This window comes from Sphingobacterium sp. SYP-B4668 (assembly GCF_027627455.1).
Lineage (GTDB): Bacteria > Bacteroidota > Bacteroidia > Sphingobacteriales > Sphingobacteriaceae > Sphingobacterium.
In genome coordinates, this window is sequence record NZ_CP115483.1 from 2,452,587 (window position 1) to 2,476,113 (window position 23,527).

17 protein-coding genes are annotated in these 23,527 nt (G+C 42.5%); 8 read left to right on the forward strand and 9 right to left on the reverse strand.

Annotation, left to right across the window (positions count from 1 at the left end; translation table 11 throughout):
* Positions 1–304 precede the first annotated feature (304 nt).
* The 3 genes from OQ289_RS10340 to OQ289_RS10350 all read right to left on the reverse strand — a co-directional run bounded on the left by OQ289_RS10340 (position 305) and on the right by OQ289_RS10350 (position 2,246).
* Positions 305–1,117 (reverse strand): META domain-containing protein, encoded by an 813-nt coding sequence (locus OQ289_RS10340; protein WP_270090658.1) that lies wholly within the window; start codon positions 1,115–1,117, stop codon positions 305–307.
* 54 nt (positions 1,118–1,171) lie between these two features.
* Entirely contained in the window at positions 1,172–1,732 is a 561-nt protein-coding gene (locus tag OQ289_RS10345; protein WP_270090659.1) for an NADPH-dependent FMN reductase, read from the reverse strand.
* Positions 1,733–1,874: 142 nt separating this feature from the next.
* Positions 1,875–2,246, reverse strand: a complete 372-nt coding sequence (locus OQ289_RS10350) for a MauE/DoxX family redox-associated membrane protein (protein ID WP_270090660.1) — start codon at positions 2,244–2,246, stop codon at positions 1,875–1,877.
* Between the two features lie 261 nt (positions 2,247–2,507).
* On the opposite strand from OQ289_RS10350, the gene OQ289_RS10355 reads away from it, so the two are divergent.
* Positions 2,508–2,942 (forward strand): FKBP-type peptidyl-prolyl cis-trans isomerase, encoded by a 435-nt coding sequence (locus tag OQ289_RS10355; RefSeq protein ID WP_270090661.1) that lies wholly within the window; start codon positions 2,508–2,510, stop codon positions 2,940–2,942.
* A 68-nt stretch (positions 2,943–3,010) separates the two neighbouring features.
* Here the strand turns inward: OQ289_RS10355 and OQ289_RS10360 are convergent, their stop codons facing one another.
* Complete coding sequence (locus OQ289_RS10360) at positions 3,011–4,312, reverse strand: ATP-binding protein (RefSeq protein ID WP_270090663.1); 1,302 nt, start codon at positions 4,310–4,312, stop codon at positions 3,011–3,013.
* Between the two features lie 121 nt (positions 4,313–4,433).
* On the opposite strand from OQ289_RS10360, the gene OQ289_RS10365 reads away from it, so the two are divergent.
* Positions 4,434–6,341, forward strand: coding sequence for an AAA domain-containing protein (locus OQ289_RS10365; RefSeq protein WP_270090664.1), 1,908 nt, complete (start codon positions 4,434–4,436; stop codon positions 6,339–6,341).
* An 18-nt stretch (positions 6,342–6,359) separates the two neighbouring features.
* Here the strand turns inward: OQ289_RS10365 and OQ289_RS10370 are convergent, their stop codons facing one another.
* Entirely contained in the window at positions 6,360–7,154 is a 795-nt protein-coding gene (locus OQ289_RS10370; RefSeq protein ID WP_033565848.1) for an NYN domain-containing protein, read from the reverse strand.
* Positions 7,155–7,745: 591 nt separating this feature from the next.
* On the opposite strand from OQ289_RS10370, the gene OQ289_RS10375 reads away from it, so the two are divergent.
* From OQ289_RS10375 to OQ289_RS10385, 3 genes are all read left to right on the forward strand, one after another.
* Positions 7,746–8,231 carry a hypothetical protein gene (locus tag OQ289_RS10375; protein WP_270090665.1) on the forward strand — a complete coding sequence of 162 codons (486 nt, stop codon included), beginning with the start codon at positions 7,746–7,748 and terminating at the stop codon, positions 8,229–8,231.
* A 294-nt stretch (positions 8,232–8,525) separates the two neighbouring features.
* Entirely contained in the window at positions 8,526–10,550 is a 2,025-nt protein-coding gene (locus OQ289_RS10380) for a DUF4836 family protein (RefSeq protein WP_270090666.1), read from the forward strand.
* A gap of 147 nt (positions 10,551–10,697) precedes the next feature.
* Positions 10,698–11,171, forward strand: coding sequence for an SRPBCC family protein (locus tag OQ289_RS10385; RefSeq protein ID WP_270090667.1), 474 nt, complete (start codon positions 10,698–10,700; stop codon positions 11,169–11,171).
* Positions 11,172–11,217: 46 nt separating this feature from the next.
* On the opposite strand, the gene OQ289_RS10390 is transcribed toward OQ289_RS10385, so the two are convergent.
* From OQ289_RS10390 to OQ289_RS10405, 4 genes are all read right to left on the reverse strand, one after another.
* Complete coding sequence (locus tag OQ289_RS10390; RefSeq protein WP_270090668.1) at positions 11,218–12,264, reverse strand: NAD(P)-dependent alcohol dehydrogenase; 1,047 nt, start codon at positions 12,262–12,264, stop codon at positions 11,218–11,220.
* Between the two features lie 93 nt (positions 12,265–12,357).
* Positions 12,358–13,245, reverse strand: a complete 888-nt coding sequence (gene bla, locus OQ289_RS10395; protein WP_270090669.1) for a class A beta-lactamase, subclass A2 — start codon at positions 13,243–13,245, stop codon at positions 12,358–12,360.
* 142 nt (positions 13,246–13,387) lie between these two features.
* Positions 13,388–15,022 (reverse strand): UxaA family hydrolase, encoded by a 1,635-nt coding sequence (locus OQ289_RS10400; RefSeq protein WP_270090671.1) that lies wholly within the window; start codon positions 15,020–15,022, stop codon positions 13,388–13,390.
* Between the two features lie 14 nt (positions 15,023–15,036).
* Entirely contained in the window at positions 15,037–16,485 is a 1,449-nt protein-coding gene (locus tag OQ289_RS10405; protein WP_270090672.1) for a tagaturonate reductase, read from the reverse strand.
* Positions 16,486–16,794: 309 nt separating this feature from the next.
* Between OQ289_RS10405 and OQ289_RS10410 the strand changes: the two genes are divergently transcribed.
* From OQ289_RS10410 to OQ289_RS10420, 3 genes are all read left to right on the forward strand, one after another.
* Positions 16,795–19,878 (forward strand): SusC/RagA family TonB-linked outer membrane protein, encoded by a 3,084-nt coding sequence (locus OQ289_RS10410; protein ID WP_270090673.1) that lies wholly within the window; start codon positions 16,795–16,797, stop codon positions 19,876–19,878.
* Between the two features lie 77 nt (positions 19,879–19,955).
* A complete protein-coding gene (locus tag OQ289_RS10415) occupies positions 19,956–21,503 on the forward strand; it encodes a SusD/RagB family nutrient-binding outer membrane lipoprotein (protein ID WP_270090674.1) in 1,548 nt (515 codons plus the stop codon).
* Between the two features lie 3 nt (positions 21,504–21,506).
* Positions 21,507–23,522, forward strand: coding sequence for an alpha/beta hydrolase family protein (locus tag OQ289_RS10420; RefSeq protein WP_270090675.1), 2,016 nt, complete (start codon positions 21,507–21,509; stop codon positions 23,520–23,522).
* Positions 23,523–23,527 lie beyond the last annotated feature (5 nt).

Below are 23,527 nucleotides of genomic sequence, written 5' to 3' on the forward strand. Positions count from 1 at the left end.
TCAATTAAAAAATCTGATTTTGATTGAAGGTTAACGGGTCGTTAACGCTTCTTTCTTGATAGTAGAGGTTTCTACCGGTGTGTGGTTTACAAATCCCCAATTTGTAACGTAAAATAAGTAGGGATTTTTCTGAAGTTGGGTGTTGTTTACTTTCTTTTTTTTAATCATATATTTTATCCTTTCTTTTTGATTTATTCTAATATAGCAAAAAGAAAGCCAATAACCAAATCTTCCGCGAAGTTTAGTCATTGGCTTTGTGACATTTGACTTATAAATGATATCAGTCTATATTGTTCCCGGGGTCTTACTTCTTGGTGAAGCGCATCACGGCGATGTCACCCATGATGAGATGTAGGGTATTGTTGTCCTGGATATCGTACGTAGTTACGGTTTCAAGCGTCTTGAAAAATACGGATTCACCACTTCCTTCACAAGCCATCTTTGTGGAAGCTATTGGTCCAAAATTAATGGAGTGACCATTGAGCTTCAATGAGCCGTTATAGTTGTTGCAACTACTGTTGCCATTGATTTTTTTGTTGCTTACATCGAAGGTAATCGTAGGTTTTTTATTTGGATATAGACCCTCAAACGCTATCCGTGGTCCAGAAATGTAGTTTAGCTCCCAAGTACCATTTAAAGCCTGTTCTTTTGATCCGTCCTGCTTGATTTCTTGAAATTTAGCCAATGGCGCCATTCTAGCTTTATTCAACGATAAAATATTACCGCTCACGGTATAGTTATCGACCGTTGTGAATACTTTTGACAGCCCTTGTTCGATAGACATGTCTTCACAGGCCATCATCGTCGACATTCCCTGGGAGAATTTGATGCGCATATTATCAGACAGTGTAAATGTCCCCCCTAGACCATTGCAACCTCCACTAGCACTATATCGATTCTCAGAAGGATCCAATTCCAGGAAGGGTTCTTTCCCATTTATTTTATCACCTACCGGTTTGCCATTCAATTCAATAAGCTTCCATTTCTTGCCCGTAATGGTAGCGGATGTTTCCGTTTTTTGCTGATTGCCCATGTCTTGCGTCCCTTTTTTAAATAATCCGCAGCTGCTAAGAGCCAATGAAGAAGCTATCATGATAGCTAAAATATTTGTTTTCATAGTTGAGGTATTTTTGTATTCCATAAATGCGATATAAATGTTAACAGTCGCACACTATTTGCGGACCTGTTCGATCCACTTCAAAAATGCAGCCACAAATGATTTAAGAAACAAAATAGTTTCCTCATTATTGATTTTTCCATTTTCGTCAAGTAATTTCTTGATATTTCCAATATAGGCTTCAGGCTGTTGTAAGGGCAATATGTTTAAGAATACCATGGATTGGCGAAGGTGGTGATTGGCCCCAAACGCACTTAGATGCCCTAGGGATACACTAATAATGGCCCCAGGCTTACCATCCCATATATTTTTTCCGTAAGGTCGGGAACCGATATCGATTGCGTTTTTGAGGACAGCTGGGACCGATCGATTGTATTCAGGTGTAACAAATAGTACAGCGTCACAGCGCTTTAATGAAGAACGAAAAGAAGTATAAGAATTAGGAGGGGTACCATCGTCATCAAAGTCCTGGTTATACATCGGCAACTCACTTAGGTCGATGAAGTTTAGCTGTACATGCTCGGGAATAAGAGCTGCTAGATTGTTTGCTAATTTTCTGCTGTATGAATCTCTTCTGAGACTTCCTACAAGGACGCCTATATATAATGTATGCATACCTATTCGTTTATTGGTATACAACAATGTATAGCGTGTAATGTTTGCTGGCGCCCATTCGGTGTTAAGGCTAGCATAAGGCTAGGCACTGCATGCCTCATTGGTTCAAGGCATGCAATCGGCCAACTAACGGATTAACAAATTATGCGACCATGGGTTTGTATTTGCCCCAATTATCGGCGATCATCCAAAGGTTGATAGCAAAAAACGGTAGAGCAATCATCAGACCGGAGGGTTCAAGTATCAAACCGTGTAATACGATCCCAACCATCACCGGAAATATAACCAATGCTCCAAGCGCCCGGGTTTTTGGAAAAATAAACAATAGCCCCCCCAGCATTTCCATCGCACCGACGAGCGGCATTAGCCAAGTGATAGTGACGAATGCACCAATGACCGTCATTTGTTCGTCGGTCATTTCCGGCATGGGCATATAATTAAGGAATTTGTTAAGGCCCGCATTAATGAACATCAATCCAAATAATAGACAGATAATGAATTTGACTGTTTTCATGATAAGATTTATTTAGTGTGCGTTTATCTATTGGTAGATATACCCAAACTTACATAATTTCATTTTTATGTGCAATATCATTATCTTACTTATGGATGGATTATCGGATTACCTATGCTATATTAACCATTTGTGTTGTAGCTCGATACGGGAAAGGGGCTTATGGAATGCGGGAGGCACTTGCAATTGTTATCTCCTGACCTTGCGTATAAAAGTAAGGTTATATAGATTTGTATTTTTATAAGACTAAACATACCCTCTGTGGCAGCGTCAACAAAATATCTAAAGAAAATTAAAGATCTAGCAGCAAAAAACTTGCAGGAAGGAATCACATTCCTACAAGAGAATGGAAAACGAAGTACGGTAATCACAACGTTGTCTGGTCTGCAATATGAAGTCTTGAATACTGGGACAGGTCTGCTGCCATCAAAGACATCCAAAATAGTATGTCATTACAGCGGACAATTGCTCGACGGTACGGTATTCGATAGCTCCTACAAACGAAAGAGACCTGAAACTTTCGAAATCAAAGACCTAATTGCCGGATGGCAAGAAGCGTTATTGCTTATGCCGGTAGGTAGTAGATGGAGGGTTTATATTCCACATGACAAGGCATATGGATTTCAATCGTTAACAACGACTAGTGGAGGCAATTGCACCCTAATATTTGAAATGGAGCTACTAGGGGTGCTTTAGGAAAGCAAATTAGTAATAATATCTTGTATCGCCTTCTTTGTCATCATGTACGTTAATCGTTTGACGTGCTATTTTGTATGGGGGTTATGGACGAAATTAAGATTGATGATGCTTTCTAGGTCGGCATATTCGGACTCCGTGAGCGGTGTAATCTGCTCGACGATAGATAGGATCTGACTCCGTTTTTCCGTCTGCAGAGTGAGGTTCAAAAAAGCCAATAGGATTCTTTCTTGATCAGCTTTGAGGTTTCTAAATACGCGCGGGATGACACAATATAATACGCTGGTTACAGCAATCAGGTCATTTTTTCTAGCTAAATCTACTTCATTATCTGAAGGGAAATACGGAAGAAGGCCTTTTTGTTGAATGTCATGGATATATTTTTCCGCAGCCATCTCTCGAACATACTTCTTTTCCTTTCTACTTAGGAAATCGCGTAGATCAGCAATAAGTTTTCTGTAGACAACATGGTGGTTCAGCTCGCTAAAAAGGTTGTCGCTTTCACCCTCTGATACAGATTCACGCTCAAAATTATTAAAGAACGAGGATGTTATATACACACTGTGATGAAAGTCTAGCGCATTGTTGTTGAAGCTGGTCAATTCCTTGCCAATCTCTATCTTATTCGTATTGAGATAGTAGTAATAATACCGATCGCCAATAACGTCTCCCCAGCGTACAAAGTTAACGTCAAATCGATAGGTACGGTCCTCCTTGTCTGCGATGGTCCACGTGACGGTATCGTCCTCTTGGATTAAATGTTCATATCGAATTGGGATATCATTTATCGTGAGTGCATAATGCTTGTCTTTGTTGAGCAACAGAAACCATCCGAATTCTTTTGCAAGGAATGTTTCAAAATCCTGATGCAACAGCTGCTGTTCGGATACCCCAAATATGCCTTCCAATACCACTTTTGTGCCGGTATGACCATTTTGGATAGGGTTAGCGATAGAATCGTCATATTCGTTTTTGCGGTCACGTTCCATCAGGATGTCATATTGCAAAAGCTGATTACCTTCAGCATAGATTGTTTCCCAAGTGGCTCTAGTGGCAAGTAAAGTAAAGGAAAAGCGCCCCTTGCCCTTTTTCCCCTTGACGTAAGAAGATCGTTGAAATGTTTGTCTTTTAAGCGAGTCGAGGAAGTTACCGAAAGAGTCTCGTAGTGTCAGTAGATGAATACCTTCTCCATTATCTTCAATAGCAATGTAATTGAGATAACCGAGCTCATTGGCTGCATATCTAATATTAACCCTACTAGCTTTAGCATCAAATCCATTCCATATATATTCGGCCAATACTTGTCTGTAGTCTTTGGGAAGACCTGCCGAATCGATACTTGCATTGGTGACTGTCGCTATGTTCTTCATGATGGAAAATGTGCTTCGAAAAGCTAAGATAGCAAAAGTTTCAAATTCTTTGTTTACCGTCAAACTATCAAACTGTGATGAGGAATACCTATTTTTGGATTTTGAAGTTAATTCTTGTCGGATGACATATTTTGAAACCCTAAGCCATTTATTAGAAAAGGAACAGCAGTATGATAAAGAAGAGTATCAACGCTTGCTGCAGACTGGATCGTTGAATAGTCGTAAGCAAGCGGGACTCTCCTGGTATCCCATCATGATTCGGAACGAAGAAATCGGTCTGGGAGATTATGTTCAGCTTGTGGTGGAACGGACTGTGAAGGATGGGCAATCGCATCGGTTCAGATATGGGATGTCGGTCGCGTTGTTTTCAAATTATGATCCCCTAAAAGATAGATTGGTGGGTACGGTGGCATATGTCAGCGGCGATCAAATGAAAATATCCCTGCGTGTGGACGAGTTGCCAGATTGGGTAAAGTCTGGAAAGTTGGGCGTGGATTTACTCTTTGACGAGAATAGTTATCAAGAGATGTTCAAAGCTTTAAAGAAGGCTGATGTATTGAAAGATGAAAGAGAAGCTGGTCGTTTAATCCGTCTACTGATAGGTGTGGAGGACAATGGGATCAACGCTCGCCGTGTCGTCGAACTTCCCGCATTCGTTTCGGAGTTGAATAGCTATCAAAAGGCAGGGGTTAGCCAAATCCTAGATGCCAATGCATTGACAATCTTACATGGTCCTCCAGGCACTGGCAAAACAACGACTTTAGTCCAAGGGATAAAAGCCTTGCTAGCCCAAGAGAGGGGACAAGTTTTAGTTACTGCTCCTAGTAATACTGCGGTAGATCTCATGACAGAGAAGCTACACGAGGCAGGCGTAAAAGTGGTCAGGATTGGAAACCCAGTAAAAGTGTCAGAACAACTTCAAGAGTTGACCTTGGATGGACAACTAGATCGTCATCCAATGCAAAAAGAGCTGAAGAATATCCGTAAAAAGGCCGAGGCTTTTCGAGATATGGCAAAGAAATATAAACGCCAGTTTGGTAAAGCCGAGCGGGAGCAGCGCAAAGCACTTTTCCAGGAAGTTCGATCCTTGATGAAAGAAGCTGAGCAAATAGCGCAGTACATGCAAAAAGGAATATTAGACCATGCTGAGGTCATTTGTGCCACGCTGGTAGGCTCCAATCATACCACTATCCAAGACCGTAATTATACAGCTGTCTTTATTGATGAGGCTGGTCAGGCAATGGAACCCGCTTGTTGGATTCCGATATTAAAAGCGGATAAACTTATTTTGGCTGGTGATCACTTACAACTTCCTCCAACAATCAAATCCACTTCTGCTGACGTGCGTGCACTTCATGTCACATTGATGGAAAGACTAGTGTCGTTGTATCCTGGGTATGTATCTACACTTCGGCAGCAATACCGTATGCATGGCGATATTATGGCATATCCATCTCGGGCACTCTACCACAACGCATTGCTTGCTGATGCTACCGTGGTAGGACAGCAGCTTATGGACAATGACCGTGCATTCCTCTTTATAGACACCGCGGGAGCGGGATTCGACGAGCTCCAAGAGGGAACTACGCTTTCCAATAGAGATGAAGCACAGTTTGTGCTTCGTCATCTCACTTTATATTTGGAAGCTGCAACCTTTAATGCCGAAGGTCGAATACCTTCTGTAGGTATTATTTCGCCTTACAAGCAGCAGGTACTTTTGCTGAAAGAATTGATTTTGGATGAAGGGCTGTTGAATACTTATCGAAGTCACTTGCAAGTACAGACTATTGATGGCTTCCAAGGTCAGGAACGCGATATTATCTATATTTCGTTGACCCGAAGTAATGCTGAGGGCCAGATCGGTTTCTTGAATGAAGTCAGAAGAATGAATGTCGCGATGACAAGGGCGCGATACAAACTTGTGATCGTTGGTGATAGCTCAACGATAGGGCAGCATCCCTTTTACGCGGATATGATTCAATACGCCGAATCCTTGGATGCTTATAAGAGTGTATGGGAATGGTTGTAGAGATCTGCAATATTGGATTTACTTTAGTTTGACCAAGGGGTGATTAAGTCCATTGACTTCGTTTTTGATAATTTCATACTTATCTAGGCTATCTAAGAGCTGAGTTAAGTTTTTGAAACCGTATGTTCTGGCATCAAAACTGGGGTCAATCTTTCGTAAAGCGGAGCCGACCTTTGCAATGAAGGTCTCATCGTCTTCATTGGTGGCAATGTCGAAAGCTTTGTTTATTTTTTGCAGCTCCGATTTGGGAAGTCGAGAACCTGGCCCGTTGGATTTGACTTTGTTCTTGACTTCTGCTCTTTGGACCGTCTTAACTGCTGTAGATTTAGGCGTCACTTTTTTGACAGGCTTTTCTGTCAACAATTCTTCTTCTTTTTCTTCTAGATTCTCCGTAAATGTAAATATTTCACAAGAATTGACAAAAGCAAGCGGGGTACTCTTGCGTCCAATCCCCATAACGAAGAGCCCCTCTTCACGAATCCTCTTGGCTAGGCCAGTATAATCGCTATCGCTAGAGACAATACAAAATCCATCTACATTCTTACCATGAAGGATGTCCATTGCATCAATAATCATGGAGCTATCAGTCGAATTTTTACCTGTTGTATATGCAAATTTCTGAATCGGGCTGATGGAATGTTCGTTGAGGACGCCCTTCCAGCTGTTCATCTGTGGATTGGTCCAGTCACCGTATATCCTACGGATAGTGGCTTTGCCATATTTTGAAACCTCTACGATAAGTTCCTTAATTAGACTGGCTTGTGCATTGTCTCCGTCAATGAGTACAGCAATGTTAAATTTGGTATCCGTCATAAGGAGTTTACTAACTGCGTTTGTAGAGTACACGTTTCCAATTGGTGGTTAATAGTGAAAAGAGTATATCCAAGAATGCTATCATTATATCCAGTATATTATTTAGGGTAAGTTACGTAATTTTTTTATTAATATCCGTGAGTGGTACCACCATATTTCTGCTTGCAATGGGATTATTCATCTAAAACTTGGTGGAATTGTCATTGGTCATTGTCAAAATGCGTGAATGATAGTCTCACAAAGTCGACCCCTTATTATCTACAAATTCACATTTAAAATATTCTTTAGGTAGTATTACCATAGCTTTTATATAGCTAGTGGCTATAGTAAGGCTATGTAAAGGCTATGTTAACCCTATGCAAAAGGTATCTTAACACTTGATTTGATGTTAATAGAATCCCTACGTATGGTAGAGATGATGTACTAATAATTTTGTCTTGAAAGAGCACGATTGTGCTTTTTGCTTCACCTTTCTTTAGCTAGTGGATAAGCAGCAACTGGAATAATCTAGAAAAAGTTAAAAAAAGAGATTACTACACTGTAACGTTTTGTCGGGAGGGGATACTAATGATGAAACAAAATATAAAAGTTATGGAAAGCAGTTTATATCATTGGAGAAGCGATTTTGGAACTTCGGACAGCTACTTGTATAAAGGAACCCAAAAATTGGGAACTTTACACAACTCCACATTTGAAGAGAAAGCTATAGCAAGTCTAGGAAATAGTAAGTATACGTTTCAAACCAAGGGAACATTTAGACAGCATACTCAGATATTGAATCCAGTGGGTCAACTTGTTGGCGATATTGTACTCACAGCCTGGGGTAATACCGCTACTGTGACATTAAATGGCCATTGCTATCAATGGAAGTCTAGCAATTGGTTAGGGACAAAATGGGAGTTGGCCGATAATACAGGCAGTAAGTATGAGATGTCTTCCGACTTATTTGGGGGCGTCATCTTTGGAAATATAGAAGACGAGCTATTACTCATGACGGGTTTGTTTTTGCGCAATTATTATTGGCAGTATATGCTGCTTGCATTTATACCTCTACTTGTGGTATTGATGTATTTATAGGGTATAGGTCGGATTTCCAAGCTATAGGATTAGCACTTCATACATCTTGAATGACTCACAACCCGACGGGCAACTCATCGATCAGCTTAACGCTTGGTAAAATACCCTGATTTCAGGGATTGATGTGTCTCGGATGTTTAACTACTTTTGAGTCATTGTAGCCATCGTGGTACAATTGTTTTTAGCATATCCCCGTGGGTGTGGTGATAGGTTGTTAGTATAGTGCTGTTGGGCCTGTCTATTTGGATAGGCCTATGCAGTTTTTAAGTAGTTAGCTTTAATTATATAATGAAAATGCAGATAAGATTGAGCGTATTAATGATGGTTGGGCTTTGTGCAGTTACGGCGATTCCGCTAAAAGCGCAGCAGCTCGCGAACCGTATACCTAAGGAGGCAGATGTTGTTGCCGTATTGAATCCCAAAGAAATCATGATTCAGAGTAATGCAAAGTTACTCAATGAAACGTTAGTGAAAAGCGGTTTTTTTAATAATTTTCAAGATGCGATGGGGCATTCGGTAGATCGTTTAGAAGATATTGGAGTGGACCTACAGCAGTATATGTATGCTTACCACAGACGTACGGATAGCATTTCCTATACCGGTTACATTGCGCCCATTAGCAACCTGGAAAAATTTGAAAGCCTGCTGCCTGATAGTCTTGTGAATTTGGGCGAGTATGAAGGATATCAATATTGGAAAAATAGCCAAGGTACACTGCTGGCGTGGAACAAGGATGTCATCTATGTGTTGGAAGGAAGTCTGCATACCGAGTTCTTTGACGTTGATTCTATAGCCAATAGATATGGCATAGATCATGTGGATATGGCCGTACCTTACGAATATCTGGAGGAAGACGATGTTGCGGAGCCCACACAATATGAAGAAGACATGGTTATCGATGATTCCTGGTTGGAGGGAGAGCTTGTAGATAGTGCCAGTGTGCTGGACGAGATCGATACTGCATGTGCGTATGTTATTCAGGATGAAGAGGAGATGACATTCGAGGCCTATCCATTTGACGAAGAGGTCGATACAGCAGAGGTGGATTATATGATAGAAGACACTGCCTACGATCAAGCGTATGCAGATTCGGTAGCTAAACAACATGCGGAAGCACAGCAGAAGAATGATTCTATACACCATGTCTTATCTGCGCAATGGACAGAGAATGAAATGAAGCAGTTGCTTTCCCCGTCACATGAGCCGCTATCAAACAGCTATTTGGGAAGTATCCATAAAAAAATGCCGCTAGCACGTGTATGGATTAAGAGTGTGGACGAGTTGTATGGAAGTATACTTCCCACAAGCTATTTATCATCCATATATCAAGGATTTAATCCCCAATCTATCATGTCAGGTTATAAAGAAGCTATTTTTGATTTGGAGCAACAGGGCAATACGTTGAAAATTACATCTCGATTGGGATTAGAACAAGATCTTCTCGAAACCTCAAAACGGATTTATAACCATAAGCCAAATCCTAAGTTCTTTAAATATCTTACAGATAGCACCGTTGGATTCATGTCGCTCAACATCAATTCGGAAGCTTATATGAAAGGGATTCCAAATTATTTGGCTAGTCGTTACCAATGGTTGTTTGGCACTGAGCAAGAAATAATATCATTAGCGACTTTGGCTATCGATATTGCCTTTGACGAGTATGCGATATCCAAGATAATGCCTGGAGACAACTTGGTCGTGGTCAATGGAGTGACAAAACTCAAAATGGAGTATATGGACTACGAGTACGACGACGACTACAACATGAAAGAGGTTATGCAGAGTAAAGAAGAAGTCGTACCTCGCTTCGTGTGGATGTTTACCTCTAAGGACCAACGCTTAATCGTGAAGGGATTGCAGTTAGCCGTTGCGAAAGAGGTGGCGCAATATGTTGATGATATTTATGAAATCCCACGTAAACGTGGACAGGAATTTCCGATGTATGTCTTATTTAAAGATGACATTGTGATGGTTTCCAATGATAGGCAAGAGTTAGTCCATATACAGCAGGGGAAGTTAGGGGGTAAGCCGAATAAAAGTTTTGAAAAAATCGTCAAGAACAATGTGTTTTCAACGGTCTTGCAACCTAAGCGTATACCCGCTCTACTCTCCGAAATGGATGTGCCCATTTCCAAGGAATGGAGGGCATCTGTGGATGAATTGGCTCAGTACGGGAATGTGGTCATTTCTTCAAGGGGAATTGTCAAGAATGAGGCCGTGGCCGAGCTGTCCCTCACTTTGCCCTCTGAAAAGGCGCATGCTTTAGAATATATACTAACTGAAATCAATCGTCAATTGTTGCATTCAGGATTGGAGTAAGTATTGTTGTTTTTTTATAGCACTTTACCACATGGGCCCGTAACCGACAGGATACGGGCCCATGTGGTATGAAGGCGATTTGTCGTCATTTCGTTAGGATAGGTTAATAATTCCAAGTAGATTTGAGTGTACCAGTTAGACAACGGGATGAAATATACACTATATCGGGAACAAGAATTGGGATGTAGCCTGACTACTGCTTGGTCCTTTTTTTCATGTGCTGCTAATCTAGCTTCCATTACCCCACCAGAAATGAAGTTCAAGGTTTTGTCTACTTTGGCCGATGATGTCATCCATGAGGGGATGATACTCGATTATGCTGTTTCGCCATTATTGGGGATTCCGTTACAGTGGCAAACATTGATTACCCAGGTAGACGTCTTGAAAAGCTTTACCGATTATCAAGTAAAAGGGCCTTATCGCTATTGGAACCATTTCCACGAGTTTGTAGAGACAGATAAAGGTGTTTTGATGAGCGATACAGTGGTCTATGAACTGCCATTTGGCTTCATAGGCAATTGGGTTCACAGTTTATATGTTCAAAGAAAGCTCAATTGCATTTTCGATTATCGATCTGCAATTTTACGTGGGCTATTTAGGCAGGAAGAGGTTTCAAACTAGCCATGCGAGCCAACAGTCGACATGGCTAGTAATCATGCTGGTCGGCTTATAATGTAGCCATATCAATAACAAAACGATAGCGAACATCTCCCTTTTCCATGCGCTCGTATGCTTGATGGATATTTTTGATGTCAATCAATTCGATATCGGATACGATTTGATGTTCAGTACAGAAGTCAAGCATTTCTTGCGTTTCAGCAATTCCACCTATACCCGATCCTGCGACACTTTTGCGGCCACCAATTAACGCGAAAGCTGAAATTTGATGCGCTTCAGAGGGGGCGCCAACACAAATGTGTACGCCATTCATTTTTAGTAAAGACAAGTACATATTCATATCATGCGGAGCACTGACGGTATCTAATATGAAATCAAATGTGCCTACAGCTTGCTGGATCTGAGCTGGGTCTTTGGTGACAACAAAGTGGTGTGCACCTAGTTTTTTCGCATCGGCTTCCTTGTTTGGGGAGGTGCTGAGTACAGTGACCTCCGCTCCAAAGGCCACGCCAAATTTGACGGCCATATGTCCTAATCCGCCTAGACCAAGTACGGCTAGCTTATGTCCTTTACCGACTTTCCAATGGCGAAGTGGTGAATAGGTTGTGATACCTGCACACAGGAGTGGAGCGGTAGCAGCGAGTGAAAGCTTATCGGAGATGCGTAAAACGAAGTCCTCGTTTACCACGATGGTATTGGAGTAACCCCCATAGGTAGGAGCGCCATCGGTATATTTGTTGCGCCCATTATAGGTTTGGATATTGCCTTGCTCACAATATTGTTCTAATCCTTCCTTGCAATTGTCACATGTCCTGCAGGAGTCTACCATGCAACCGGTCCCGGCCAAGTCGCCCACTTTAAACTTGGTGACCTTGTCCCCGATCTTAGCGACCCGACCTACAATCTCATGGCCAGGTACCATTGGAAAGATGCCCGGAAACCAGTCATTGTGGATTTGGTGAAGATCGGAATGGCATACGCCACAAAATAGAATGTCAAATTGTACGTCATAGGGGCCTACCTCGCGACGTTCAAATTGCCATTCGGCTAAATCTGACTCAGGACTCTGAGCAGCATATCCTTTTGTTGTAATCATATGTGTTGTATTTTAAATGTTTTTAATTTAACAGGAATTTCTTGTATTTGTTTGCTGCAATTAGTGTGATAGGAAGCTATTGAATGTGCAGTCCTACTTTTTAAGGTGTAAATAGGTAATTTGTGATACAGCTGCAATAATTTGTTCATTCGTAGATTCGTCTTCGAGGGAATTGACGACAAATACGCTGATGGCATATGCTGTCCCGTCCGCTAATTGGACGACCCCCACATCATTGACCGCTCCTGTGAGGCCATATGATGTGGTGCCGGAGGACCCCGTTTTATGGCTGACGATGCTGCCCTTTGGTAACGGAGCTGTAATCCGCTTCTTACCTGTACTGGTTTCCGTCATTACCTTCCAGAAAAAATCAAGGTATTGGGGAGACAATAGATTGGACTTATAGGCTTTTACTAGAAGTTCATTACTAGATTTTGGACTGCTATAATTTAAATATTGTACATTCCAATCGCGATGCATCGCTTCTTCATTTGCTACGATTTTCATATCTGAAATACCCAATTTTTGTATATAACGTTGGACCACCTCCTCGCCACCGATCCATCTCAATAATATGTCACAGGCATTGTTGTCGCTTTGGGAGACCATGACAGCTAATAATTTTGATATAGGTAAGGTAAGGTTTCCTTCTGGATATTGGTCTCGCAGGGGGCTCCATGTATCTAAAAGCAAATCCTTTTTGGCGACATAGATACCGTGGTCTAATGGAAGTTGTTTTTGTTGTAGCATGTCGAGTACTGCAAGTGCAATTGGAAATTTGAAGACGCTTTGCATTGGAAATGTGTGTTCGCCATTTACTTGGAGCTCAACGCCATCTTTCAAATTGAGTATGTGTACGCCAATATGGGCTTTTTTGTCTCTTAGGATAGCATCGATTTGTATATTCCACGAGGACTGGGATAATGCGGGATGGATTCCTATAAGCAATAAAGATATAAAGATAAGGTAGTGCTTTCTCATCGGAGTGTTTTTTACGTAGTGGTGAAGGTGCTCTGAACGGATTGACTTAATCTATTCAAAGTACCTGCCCTTAGTGGGCAGGATTTCATCATTACGTAAATATACAGGATAAACTTCTCTCCTGAAATAGTACTTCTGTATTTTATAGACTAACTCCTCGTTTCCAAGGAATAAAATCATCTTGTTGCAATTTTACAGCTTTGGGGATGATATGACCGCTTGCTGCTTGAATACAGTATTCTAAAATCTCGGCTCCCATTTGTTCAATGGTCATCGTCCCATCAATAATAGGGCCTGTATTGATATCTATGATATCTGACATGTGTGCCGCTAGATGATTGTTAGTGGCGACTTTAATCGTTGGACAGATTGGATTTCCTGTTGGCGTGCCTAAGCCTGTGGTGAACAAGATTAGGGTTGCACCGGCTGCTGCTTTACCTGTTGTCGCTTCTACATCATTGCCGGGAGTGCAGACGAGATGAAGACCTGCCTTAGTTGCAGGCTCCGTATAGTCTAATACGTCGACAACGGGAGAGGTTCCTCCCTTTTTAGCTGCACCATTACTCTTGATGGCATCCGTTATGAGCCCATCTTTGATGTTGCCTGGAGAGGGGTTCATGTGAAAGCCAGACCCTGATTGTTCGGCCGCGAAACTATAGGCCGACATTAGATTGATAAATTTATGTGCCGAATCTTCCTGAACCATTCGATCTAGAAGTTGCTGTTCGGCCCCACAAAGCTCTGGGAACTCTGCTAATAACACCTGTCCACCTAAGGCGACCAATAGGTCGGAACAATATCCTACGGCGGGATTGGCGGAGATTCCACTAAAACCATCACTACCGCCACATTTGACACCAAGCGTTAATTTACTGAGCGGTTGCGGTGTCCTTTGTATTTCGTTGGCTGTTGTCAATCCAATAAAAGTATCCTTTATAGCCCTTTGTATCATTTCGCGCTCACTGCCAATATCCTGTTGACCAAAAATCAAAAGAGGCTTGTCGAATGCCGGATTACGAAGTTCGAGCTCTTTTTTAAAATCGTGTAATTGTAGATTTTCGCAACCAAGAGCTAGCACGGTAACTCCGGCGACATTCGGGTGATCGGCGTACGCAGCTAATAGTTTGGCAAGTACGGCAGCATCTTGACGAATGCCGCCACAACCACCTTGATGGGGGAGGAACTTGATTCCATCTATATTAGGGAATATGCGTCCTTGAATAGGTTCGGTCGTGGGCGAGAAGTCTATTTGTCGCAGATCTTCTTCGTTATGATAAGCCTGTAGTAGAGAACGTGTGAAATCGGTATACCTATCAGGCATACCATAGCCTAGTTCATTAACCATGGCTTCTTTTATGATCTCCAGATTTCTATTTTCACAAAATACGGTGGGGATGAATAGCCAATAGTTAGCCGTCCCGACTCGACCATCTGAACGAAGGTATCCCGAAAAGGTGCGGTCCCTAAACCTACTGACATCGGGTGGAGTCCATTGGTATTGAATGGGTCTATATGCAAAGGCGTCAACGGCATGTTTGGTATTGTGTATATCCATAAGGGCACCACTGCGTACATCCCATTGGACGCGACCTACAACGACACCATACATGATAACTTCTTGCCCTTGATGGAGATCGTGTATAAAGAACTTATGCTTGGCAGGTATGGCATCAATGAGCTGATAAGATTCAAGCCCATACCGTACGGTGGTCTGTGCCGGTAAATCTTGTAAAGCGACTAGGACATTGTCGTCAGGGTGTATTTTTAGGATATTCATGTCTGTTGTAAGAATTATTGTGGAATGAAGTAGTCAATGGCTTTGATAAGGCTGTGTTGTTGGGCATAGGCTATAATCTCCTGTACGAGATCGTTCAAACCTGGAAAGTTTGTGTCTTCGCCCCATATCTGCTTGTCAGAAAGTATGTTGTGAAGGAAATTGCTTTGCTGTACATGCGTAAACATTGTTGAGCGGTAATCATCTTGGAAAGTGACTTTACCTATTACTTGCTCGCGAGACGTTATCAAGTAGGCCGCCAATCCAATTGCTATCCCGACTGGCGGTGTATCATGTTGACTATACCAATGCCGAAGGAGGGGGTACACCCGCATTTTCATTTTAGTCGTGTATTGAAGTGCAATTGATTGCCATTGATGAGAAAGAAATGGATTTTTGAATCGATCGATGACGGCCGTTCCAAAGGATTGGGTATCTTGTTCCGAAATTCCAGACTGCTGGATTATCGGGCTAATCTCCTGAAAGAGCAGATGGTGGATGTAACGATCCAAAACTGGCTCATCGAAAAAGCTTTTTACATATTTAATGTGGGTCATAAGTGCCACGCCACAACATAAAGTATGGGTAGCGTTTAGCATTCGAAGTTTGATTTCTTTATATTGTTCTATATTCGGGACAATCTTGACTGATGGGTCAATCTCAGAGAAGCTTAACCTGTCGCGAACCACTGGACTATCCGATTCAATAGCCCATAGGCGATAGGGCTCGGCCATGATTGCCAATTTATCTTGATAGGGAAGTGTCTCCGGTGGTATACTGCCTGGCACGATACGATCTACTAATGAATTGCAGAAGTAATTGGCTTGGTCCACCCACGTGATAAACGTATTGCCAAGCTGGTGTCGTTCTGATATTTGAATTACAATACGCTTGAGTACCGCCGCATTGTCCGATATAAGCTCCGTGGGAATGATAACCAACCCTTTAGTGATATCACCCTCAAAATGCAGAAATCTTTTGTGTAGATAAGCCGTCACTTTGGCAGCAAAGCTACTTGGGGGAGCGTCATGAATATCGCCATCGGTCTCTACTATTCCAGCCTCTGTCGTATTGGAGATGAGAATCTCCATCATGGGGTTCTCGGCTGTTTCTAATATTTCTTGCCAATGTGTATGGGCGGATAATACTCTAGAGATAGAAGCGTTGATCTGCTTGGATTCAATAATTTGTCCGTTTTCAATGCCTTGCACTAAAAGAGTATAAAGTCCATCTTGATGATCAAAGGAGTTGCTATCTCCTTGGGATGTAGACTTGATGACCAATATACGACCATTGAAGATACCGGCCTGATTGGCTTTATGGATATAATCATCTGGAAGTCCCCTTAAGAGGGCGCCTGTACCGAATTGAATAACGCGCTCCGGCAGGTTGAATATTGCATCCGGTGGTAGGTCAACCTGTGTTGCGTCTATATGTTGTAAATGTTGCTTAGATAAGTGTATCATAATAAATTGTTTCCCCATGTATCCTTATCAGGGATTAGGGTATGGATCGTGATACAAGTCTAGCTGTTATTTTGATCATGAACAAGAGAAATCTATGATAGCGTTATCGGTAAATGATAACGTGTTACTAAATCAACCTATATTTTTCAGAACCATTCAAACACCACACCATATATAGCGACTTTTTTTTCGATAACGCTACCGCTACTTTATTCGGCGATTAAGTTGTATTTCTAGCTGTGATGGTTTTTCTTTGGGAATAACACAATTGAAATAAACTAAACGCTAACATTTTTAAATGGATAAATTATGATACATCGTATCCACATTAAACGGTTGTTTTTCTTAAGCTCGTTGATTTGTTATCTCTTCATTTGTATGGAGAATCTACATGCGCAACTTGCTGATAGAACAGGACACGTTACAAACTCTGCCGATCGTATGCCTTTGGAAGGTGTGACCGTGGCAAATCTCACAACACAATTACAAGCTCGGACTGATAAAGAGGGTAAGTTTACGATCAAAGCTGCAGCTGGTGATAAACTCAAATTCTCCTTGATTGGTTTTAAAGCTGGTGAATTGACGGTTTCGGCTCAAGGGATATTAGAACTGTCGCTAGCTGAGGATAGCTTCAATATTGGTGAGGTAGTGGTTACAGCACTGGGTATCAAGCGGGAGACCCGGGGGCTGACTTATTCTACCCAACAGTTGGATGGTAGCGCTGTCAATGATGCACGAGACAATAGTGGTAATATCATGACCAGTTTGACGGGAAAGGTAGCTGGGGCGGTCATTACCACAGCTGCTTCGGGGCCAGGGGCTTCAGCCAGAGTAGTGTTGAGAGGCAATAAATCCATCACTGGCAATAACAATGCACTGATTGTGGTGGATGGTGTACCGTATGATAACTCGAGTGCACAGCAAGCTACAGGTACCACGTATAATTATGGGACTAGTGATGGCGCTGCGAACATCAATCCAGATGACGTCGAATCTATCAATGTGCTGAAGGGCCCATCGGCCGCTGCACTTTATGGAAGTCGGGCGGCTAATGGCGCTATCCTGATTACGACTAAGCAGGGTAAATCGGGCAAGTATAGCATAGACTATAACGGTAGTGCTTCATTCGATCAAGTGAATATGTTGACCAACTTTCAGAATGCCTATGGGAGAGGGAATGGCGGGGTAGCCGGAACCAATGTTGGGGAAAGCTGGGGGCCGCAGGGACAAACGTATGCCAATAACGTAAAGGATTTTTTTGAAAATGCGGCTACATTCAATAACAGTATCAGTACCTACGGTGGTACTGAGAAGGTGCAGGGCTATGTATCTTACTCCAATAATAAGATTGGTGGTATCATCCCCGGGAATGATATGAAAAGAAACAGTGTAAACTTACGGGTAAACACGGAGTTGATTCCGAAATTAAAAACCGATGTTAAATTAAACTATGTCAATCAGCAAATAGACAATCGTCCGCGTTTGGGAGATATGGGCATTCCGATAGAAGCTTATATAATGCCGCGCGATATGGATCAGGCGGAACTGAGAGATTACGAGACAATCGATCCTGCAACGGGTGAACCACTACGTAAATATTGGTCTGGTGCTGCAATCTATGATAACCCTTACTGGAGTACCAATCGGACTTCTGTCAACGAAGTCAGGGATCGCATTACGGCCATGGGGTCTGTGACTTACCAGTTGACAGATTGGTTGAACATCATGGGAAGATACAGTTTTGATAAGTATATAGACAAGACGGACGGTTCGTTTTATGCGAGCACGGTATCATTAGGGGATGTGCGTCGTGGAGGTAAGTATTTTGAGACCAATGCCCGCTACCAAGAAAGCAATTTTGATTTCTTGGTGAACGGTAACAATGCCATATCCGACGATATCAAGGTGACTTACAACGTTGGAGCCAGTTCGTTAAATAGAACTTATAGTACCTTTCAAAATATGGCCAACGGGCTGTCAATTCCCAATGAGTTCAGTTTGAAGATGGCTACCACTCCTGAATATCTTCTAATTAGTGGGTATAAGCGACGTATGAACTCCGTGTACGCTAGTGCACAAGTGGCTTTTTATAATAATGTGTTTTTGGATATGACGGCGCGTAATGATTGGACTTCTACATTAAAGGCGCCTCATAGCTACTTCTATCCATCAGTAGGGGTATCGGCAGTATTCAATGAATGGTTGAATATGCCATCTTGGGTGAACTTTGGTAAAGTAAGGGCTTCTTATACCCAAGTAGGTAATGATCCTGACCCGTATTTGCTTAGACAGCTCTATTTATTTGGACTTGGCGCTGGAAATGGGTTTATTTCCAGATCGCCAATTAAATCAATCCCGGATTTGAAACCGGAATTGACCAAGTCATTTGAGACGGGATTGGATATGAAGTTTTTTGAAAATAGACTTGGATTTGATCTGACTTTATATAAGAGTAACACAAACAATCAACTATTGTACTTAGGCCTTCCAATGGCAAGTGGCTATAGCCGCCAATACATCAACGCTGGAGATATCGAAAATAAAGGAATTGAGGTTCAGCTGACGGCTTCTCCGATAAAGCGGGAGAATTTTGAATGGCAGACTACCGTAAATTTTGCTGCCAATACCAATAGGATTATCGAACTGCATGAAAAAACCAAACGGGCAAATATTACCGATAATACCAAGTATGCAACGGTAGTGGTCAATGAGGGAGGGAAATATGGGGATTTGTATGGATATAAGTGGAAGCGTGATGCGCAGAGTGGGAAATATGTTGTAGACGCAAGTGGACTTCCTTTGGTAGAGGCGAATCAAAAATTGGGTAACTTTAATCCGAAAGCACTATTGGGTTGGTCCAACTCCTTTAATTATAAGAACTTTACAGTAAATACACTTATTGATGCCCGTATCGGAGGAGAGATAGTTTCCGGAACTTCAGCCTATTTAGCGGCATTTGGTGTTGCAGACTTTACAGAGGCCTATCGTGAGGGTGGATTGGTATTAGACGCTGTAGATGTGAATGGGGCTGCCAATACACAAGCAATTACCGCGCAACAATTGTGGACCAAGGTTTCACAAAATGGACGGGATGCCTGGGGGGAATTTTTTACATATGATATGACCAATGTCCGATTACGGGAGCTTTCAGTTAGCTATAGATTTAACCTTAAGAACACGGAAGTCATCAAGAATGCTCAAGTATCTGTGACCGGACGGAATCTATTCTTTTTCTACAGGGGAAAATCTGTATTGGATATCCCTGGAATAGGTAAGACCAAGAATCCAATAGATCCAGAAGCGGCATTAGGTGCGGGCAATTATCAAGGGATAGAGGTTGGGTTGCCGCCTTCTGTCCGTACATTCGGTTTGAATCTAAAGCTTACCTTTTAATTACGATACATAAGATGCTCATGATACCTACTAAAGTAGGTCGGACTTAATTTTCAATAATAGAAAAAAATACTCCAATGAAAAGAAACATGATATATGGTACATTGTTAGGACTGAGTTTGATGTCCTGTACCAAAGACTTTGAAGAAATAAATAAGGACCCCAATAACCTAACGGTCATCACCCCGCGCGAACTACCTTTTATGTTTGCCAAGGCACAATCTTCTTCGGCTATGAACAGGTCGTTCTACCAAACGGTGCAAAATCTAGGGGCGGATTTATATGCGCAGTATTTCGCCCTGACGACCAACTCTTTTACCACGGATCGCTATTTATTGACACCGGATTGGCAAAGGCGTTTTTGGACAGTCGTCTATGTCGATACAGCGCCGCAATTGAAAAGCATATTGGAAAATACGGAGGCCAATTCAGGGGAAGCAGCATTGGCTAATATTATGTGGGTCTATGCTTTTCATCGACTGACCGATCACTTTGGCCCGGTGCCATACTTTGATGCGGCAGAGGCAAAAGATGTAATTGCATATGATCCAATGGACAAGATTTACGATGATTTTTTTGTCCGGTTGACTACTGCTGTGGAACATTTAAAGGCATTGCCTGCTGGGACGGCAGTCTTTGAGGGCTATGATTTGGTCTACGATGGAAATAAAGATAACTGGATTAAGTTTGCGAATGCTATGCGACTTCGACTGGCCTTACGGATTTCAAAAATAAACCCCAATAAGGCAAAGGCCGAGGCCGAGGCTGCTGTAGCCGCAGGTGTGATGACCAATAATATACAGAATGCCTCAATGTTGAAAGCCCTACCTGGTAATGATACAAACGGATTGTCACAGGTCGCCGTGTGGAATGAGTTCTCAATGAGTTCAACGATTGCTTCTTATTTGAAAGGATATGAAGACCCTCGATTGGGTATATATTTTCAACCAAGTAAAAATGGAAATCAATTTAATAGTGTGCGTAATGGTTCGACGTCTGTTGACTTGGGGAATGTGAGAAATCAATCTGGATCTAATTCGAACGTGGGTACATACTGGGTAAGATACAGCGGAGGCACCATCGAGGGGAATTTGACGGCCAAATTTCATGTGATGTGTGCAGCGGAGTCGTTTTTCTTAAGAGCTGAAGGTGCACTCAATGGATGGAATATGGGGGGGACTGCTCAGGAACTGTATGAGCAAGGGATACGGACGAGTATGGAGCAATGGGGTGCAGGCGACGCGGGGACAATTAGCAGCTACCTGTCTTCTACGAAACTCCCCATGGCACCAGGAGATTATCACAATTCACCAGCAGTAGCCAATACGGCTATAAAATGGGGGGGGAGTGTAGCTGAACAACGCGAACAGATTGGTGTACAAAAATGGTTGGCCATATTTCCTAATGGAATGGAAGCATGGGCTGAATATAGAAGAACCGGATATCCAAAAATGTATACTGTCATACAATCTGATAATTCGGATCTGCAGGCAGGCTCTTTTATCAATAGATTGCCTTACCCATTGACCGAGGCAACGGATAATTTGGCGGAACTCAATAAGGGACGTGCTTTGCTAGGAGGAGCAGACAATGCTGCAACAAGACTTTGGTGGGATGTGGACTGATAGATGATGAACAAAAGCATATGGATAATAGGACTGATGATGAGTATGGTACTAGATAGTGGAGCGCAAGGGTTGCTGCCGAACGTTTTGTCTATACCTAAAGAGATTGATGCGGCAAGGGTATTAATAGAAAATCGCGCCGATGAGTTGGAGGGTAAGGTATATACGGATGGATATGCTAATCCTGAAGCGATTTTAAAGGGTATTGCAAATAACCTGCAACTGGATGTTGGAGATGCTCCGGCATTGGATATGCGGATTGTCTCTTCTAGCGACAAAGGCAATTACACTATACACAATCTTATCTTCCAGAGTATGGAAGGAGTGTATGTGCCCGCCAATCTGTACGTACCCAAAGGTAAAGGGCCATTTCCTGCTGTACTCAACAGTCATGGACACTGGCCGCCGGGAAGGAGAAGTGAGATTGTGCAACGTACGTCGCAGATATTGGCTATGAATGGGTATGTATGCTTGAGCATAGATGCAATGGGGTCGGGCGAAAGAGGTCGGGAGCATCAACATGAGTATCATGGTGCCAATCTGGGATCTTTGTTGTTGGATCTGGGGACGCCCTTAATGGGGGTACAACTTATGGAGAATAGGCGGGCAATAGATTTGTTGTGTTCCCTTCCATATGTGAATCAGAAGTATATTGGTGCTACTGGTGCCAGCGGCGGTGGGAATCAAACAATGTGGTTGGCCGCGGTAGATCCGCGTGTGAAAGCTGCGGTTCCGGTGGTTAGTGTCGGTACTTTTCGCTCCTATATTATGAACAGTAATTGTGTATGCGAGTTGCATCCCAATGGGCTTTTGCATTTTGAAGAAGGCGACATATTGAAAAGTATGGCACCCAAAGCCATCAAGATTCTCACCGCGTTGAAAGATGGTAACGCAGCCTTCAATGTACATCAGATGCTTAAATCGTTTCGCATTGCGAAGCTCGCTTATCAACAGCGAGGCATAGCAGATCAAATTGACTATGAGTTATTTGACGAACCACATAGTTATACAACGGAGATGAACGTCAGCATGGTCAAATGGTTTGATCAAGCATTTGGAAATATACACCGTCGAGCCATTGATACCACTGGTATCAGTCTGCTGGATACCACTCAATTGGCCGTATTGGGACAAGGCGTTGCCAAGGACGAAATACTGACTATTCCTGCGTTCATCAGTCAGCGGTTTGGTCACGTGGAAAAGGAGCTTTTGAATACAGGGCTTGGGGATAAGGAGAGCGTACAAAGCCAACTTCGACAATTGCTGTCAAAGAGAGGAGTAGACAAACTGCTATCAACGCAGACCCTACTTCCGATGGATGGATGGGAAAGGATTGTTTTAGAGACTGCAAATCGACAATTGATTCCATTGTTGTTGAAGTCGCCGACGACGGAGGCTGGATCGATGCACATTTTCTTTCCTTCAAAGGGTAAACAGGAGCTTTCTTATCCTGAGGTTGAAGAAGTCTTAGCGAAGGGGAATGGTGTTGCCATAGTGGATTTATTCGGATTAGGTGAGCGTGCGTCTAAAAGCGGTGATCTTATCGATGGGGCATTGCCACGTTTTCATACGCTTTCCCGATCGACGATATGGCTAGGTGAGACGATGATGGGTATATGGGCAACTGAAATCGATATAGTGCTGGGATACCTGCATCAAGGAAATAAGGGGCGTAAATTGGAGGTGGTAGCCGATCGCGAGACTGCGCTGGCAGCATTGATCAGTAGTGGACTGGCCACAACCCGACAAGATTTGAAGCTTCGACAGCTGCCCATCAGCTATGTACCGGAGCTAAGAGGAAGTTTGGATAGTTACAACATGGCTATTCATATCCCTGGGATATTGAAATGGGGAGATATCCCTTTGCTACTGGCCCTTAGCGGAGATTCGGTGACCTTAGAGGATGCCCATACAATCATGGGAAGGAGTTGTACCGAAAAGGAGAGGAGAGCACTCCAGCAGAAGGTAAATATTTATAAAAACAAATTTAACAACGAAGGTTCACTTCAACTTAAATAGTTAAT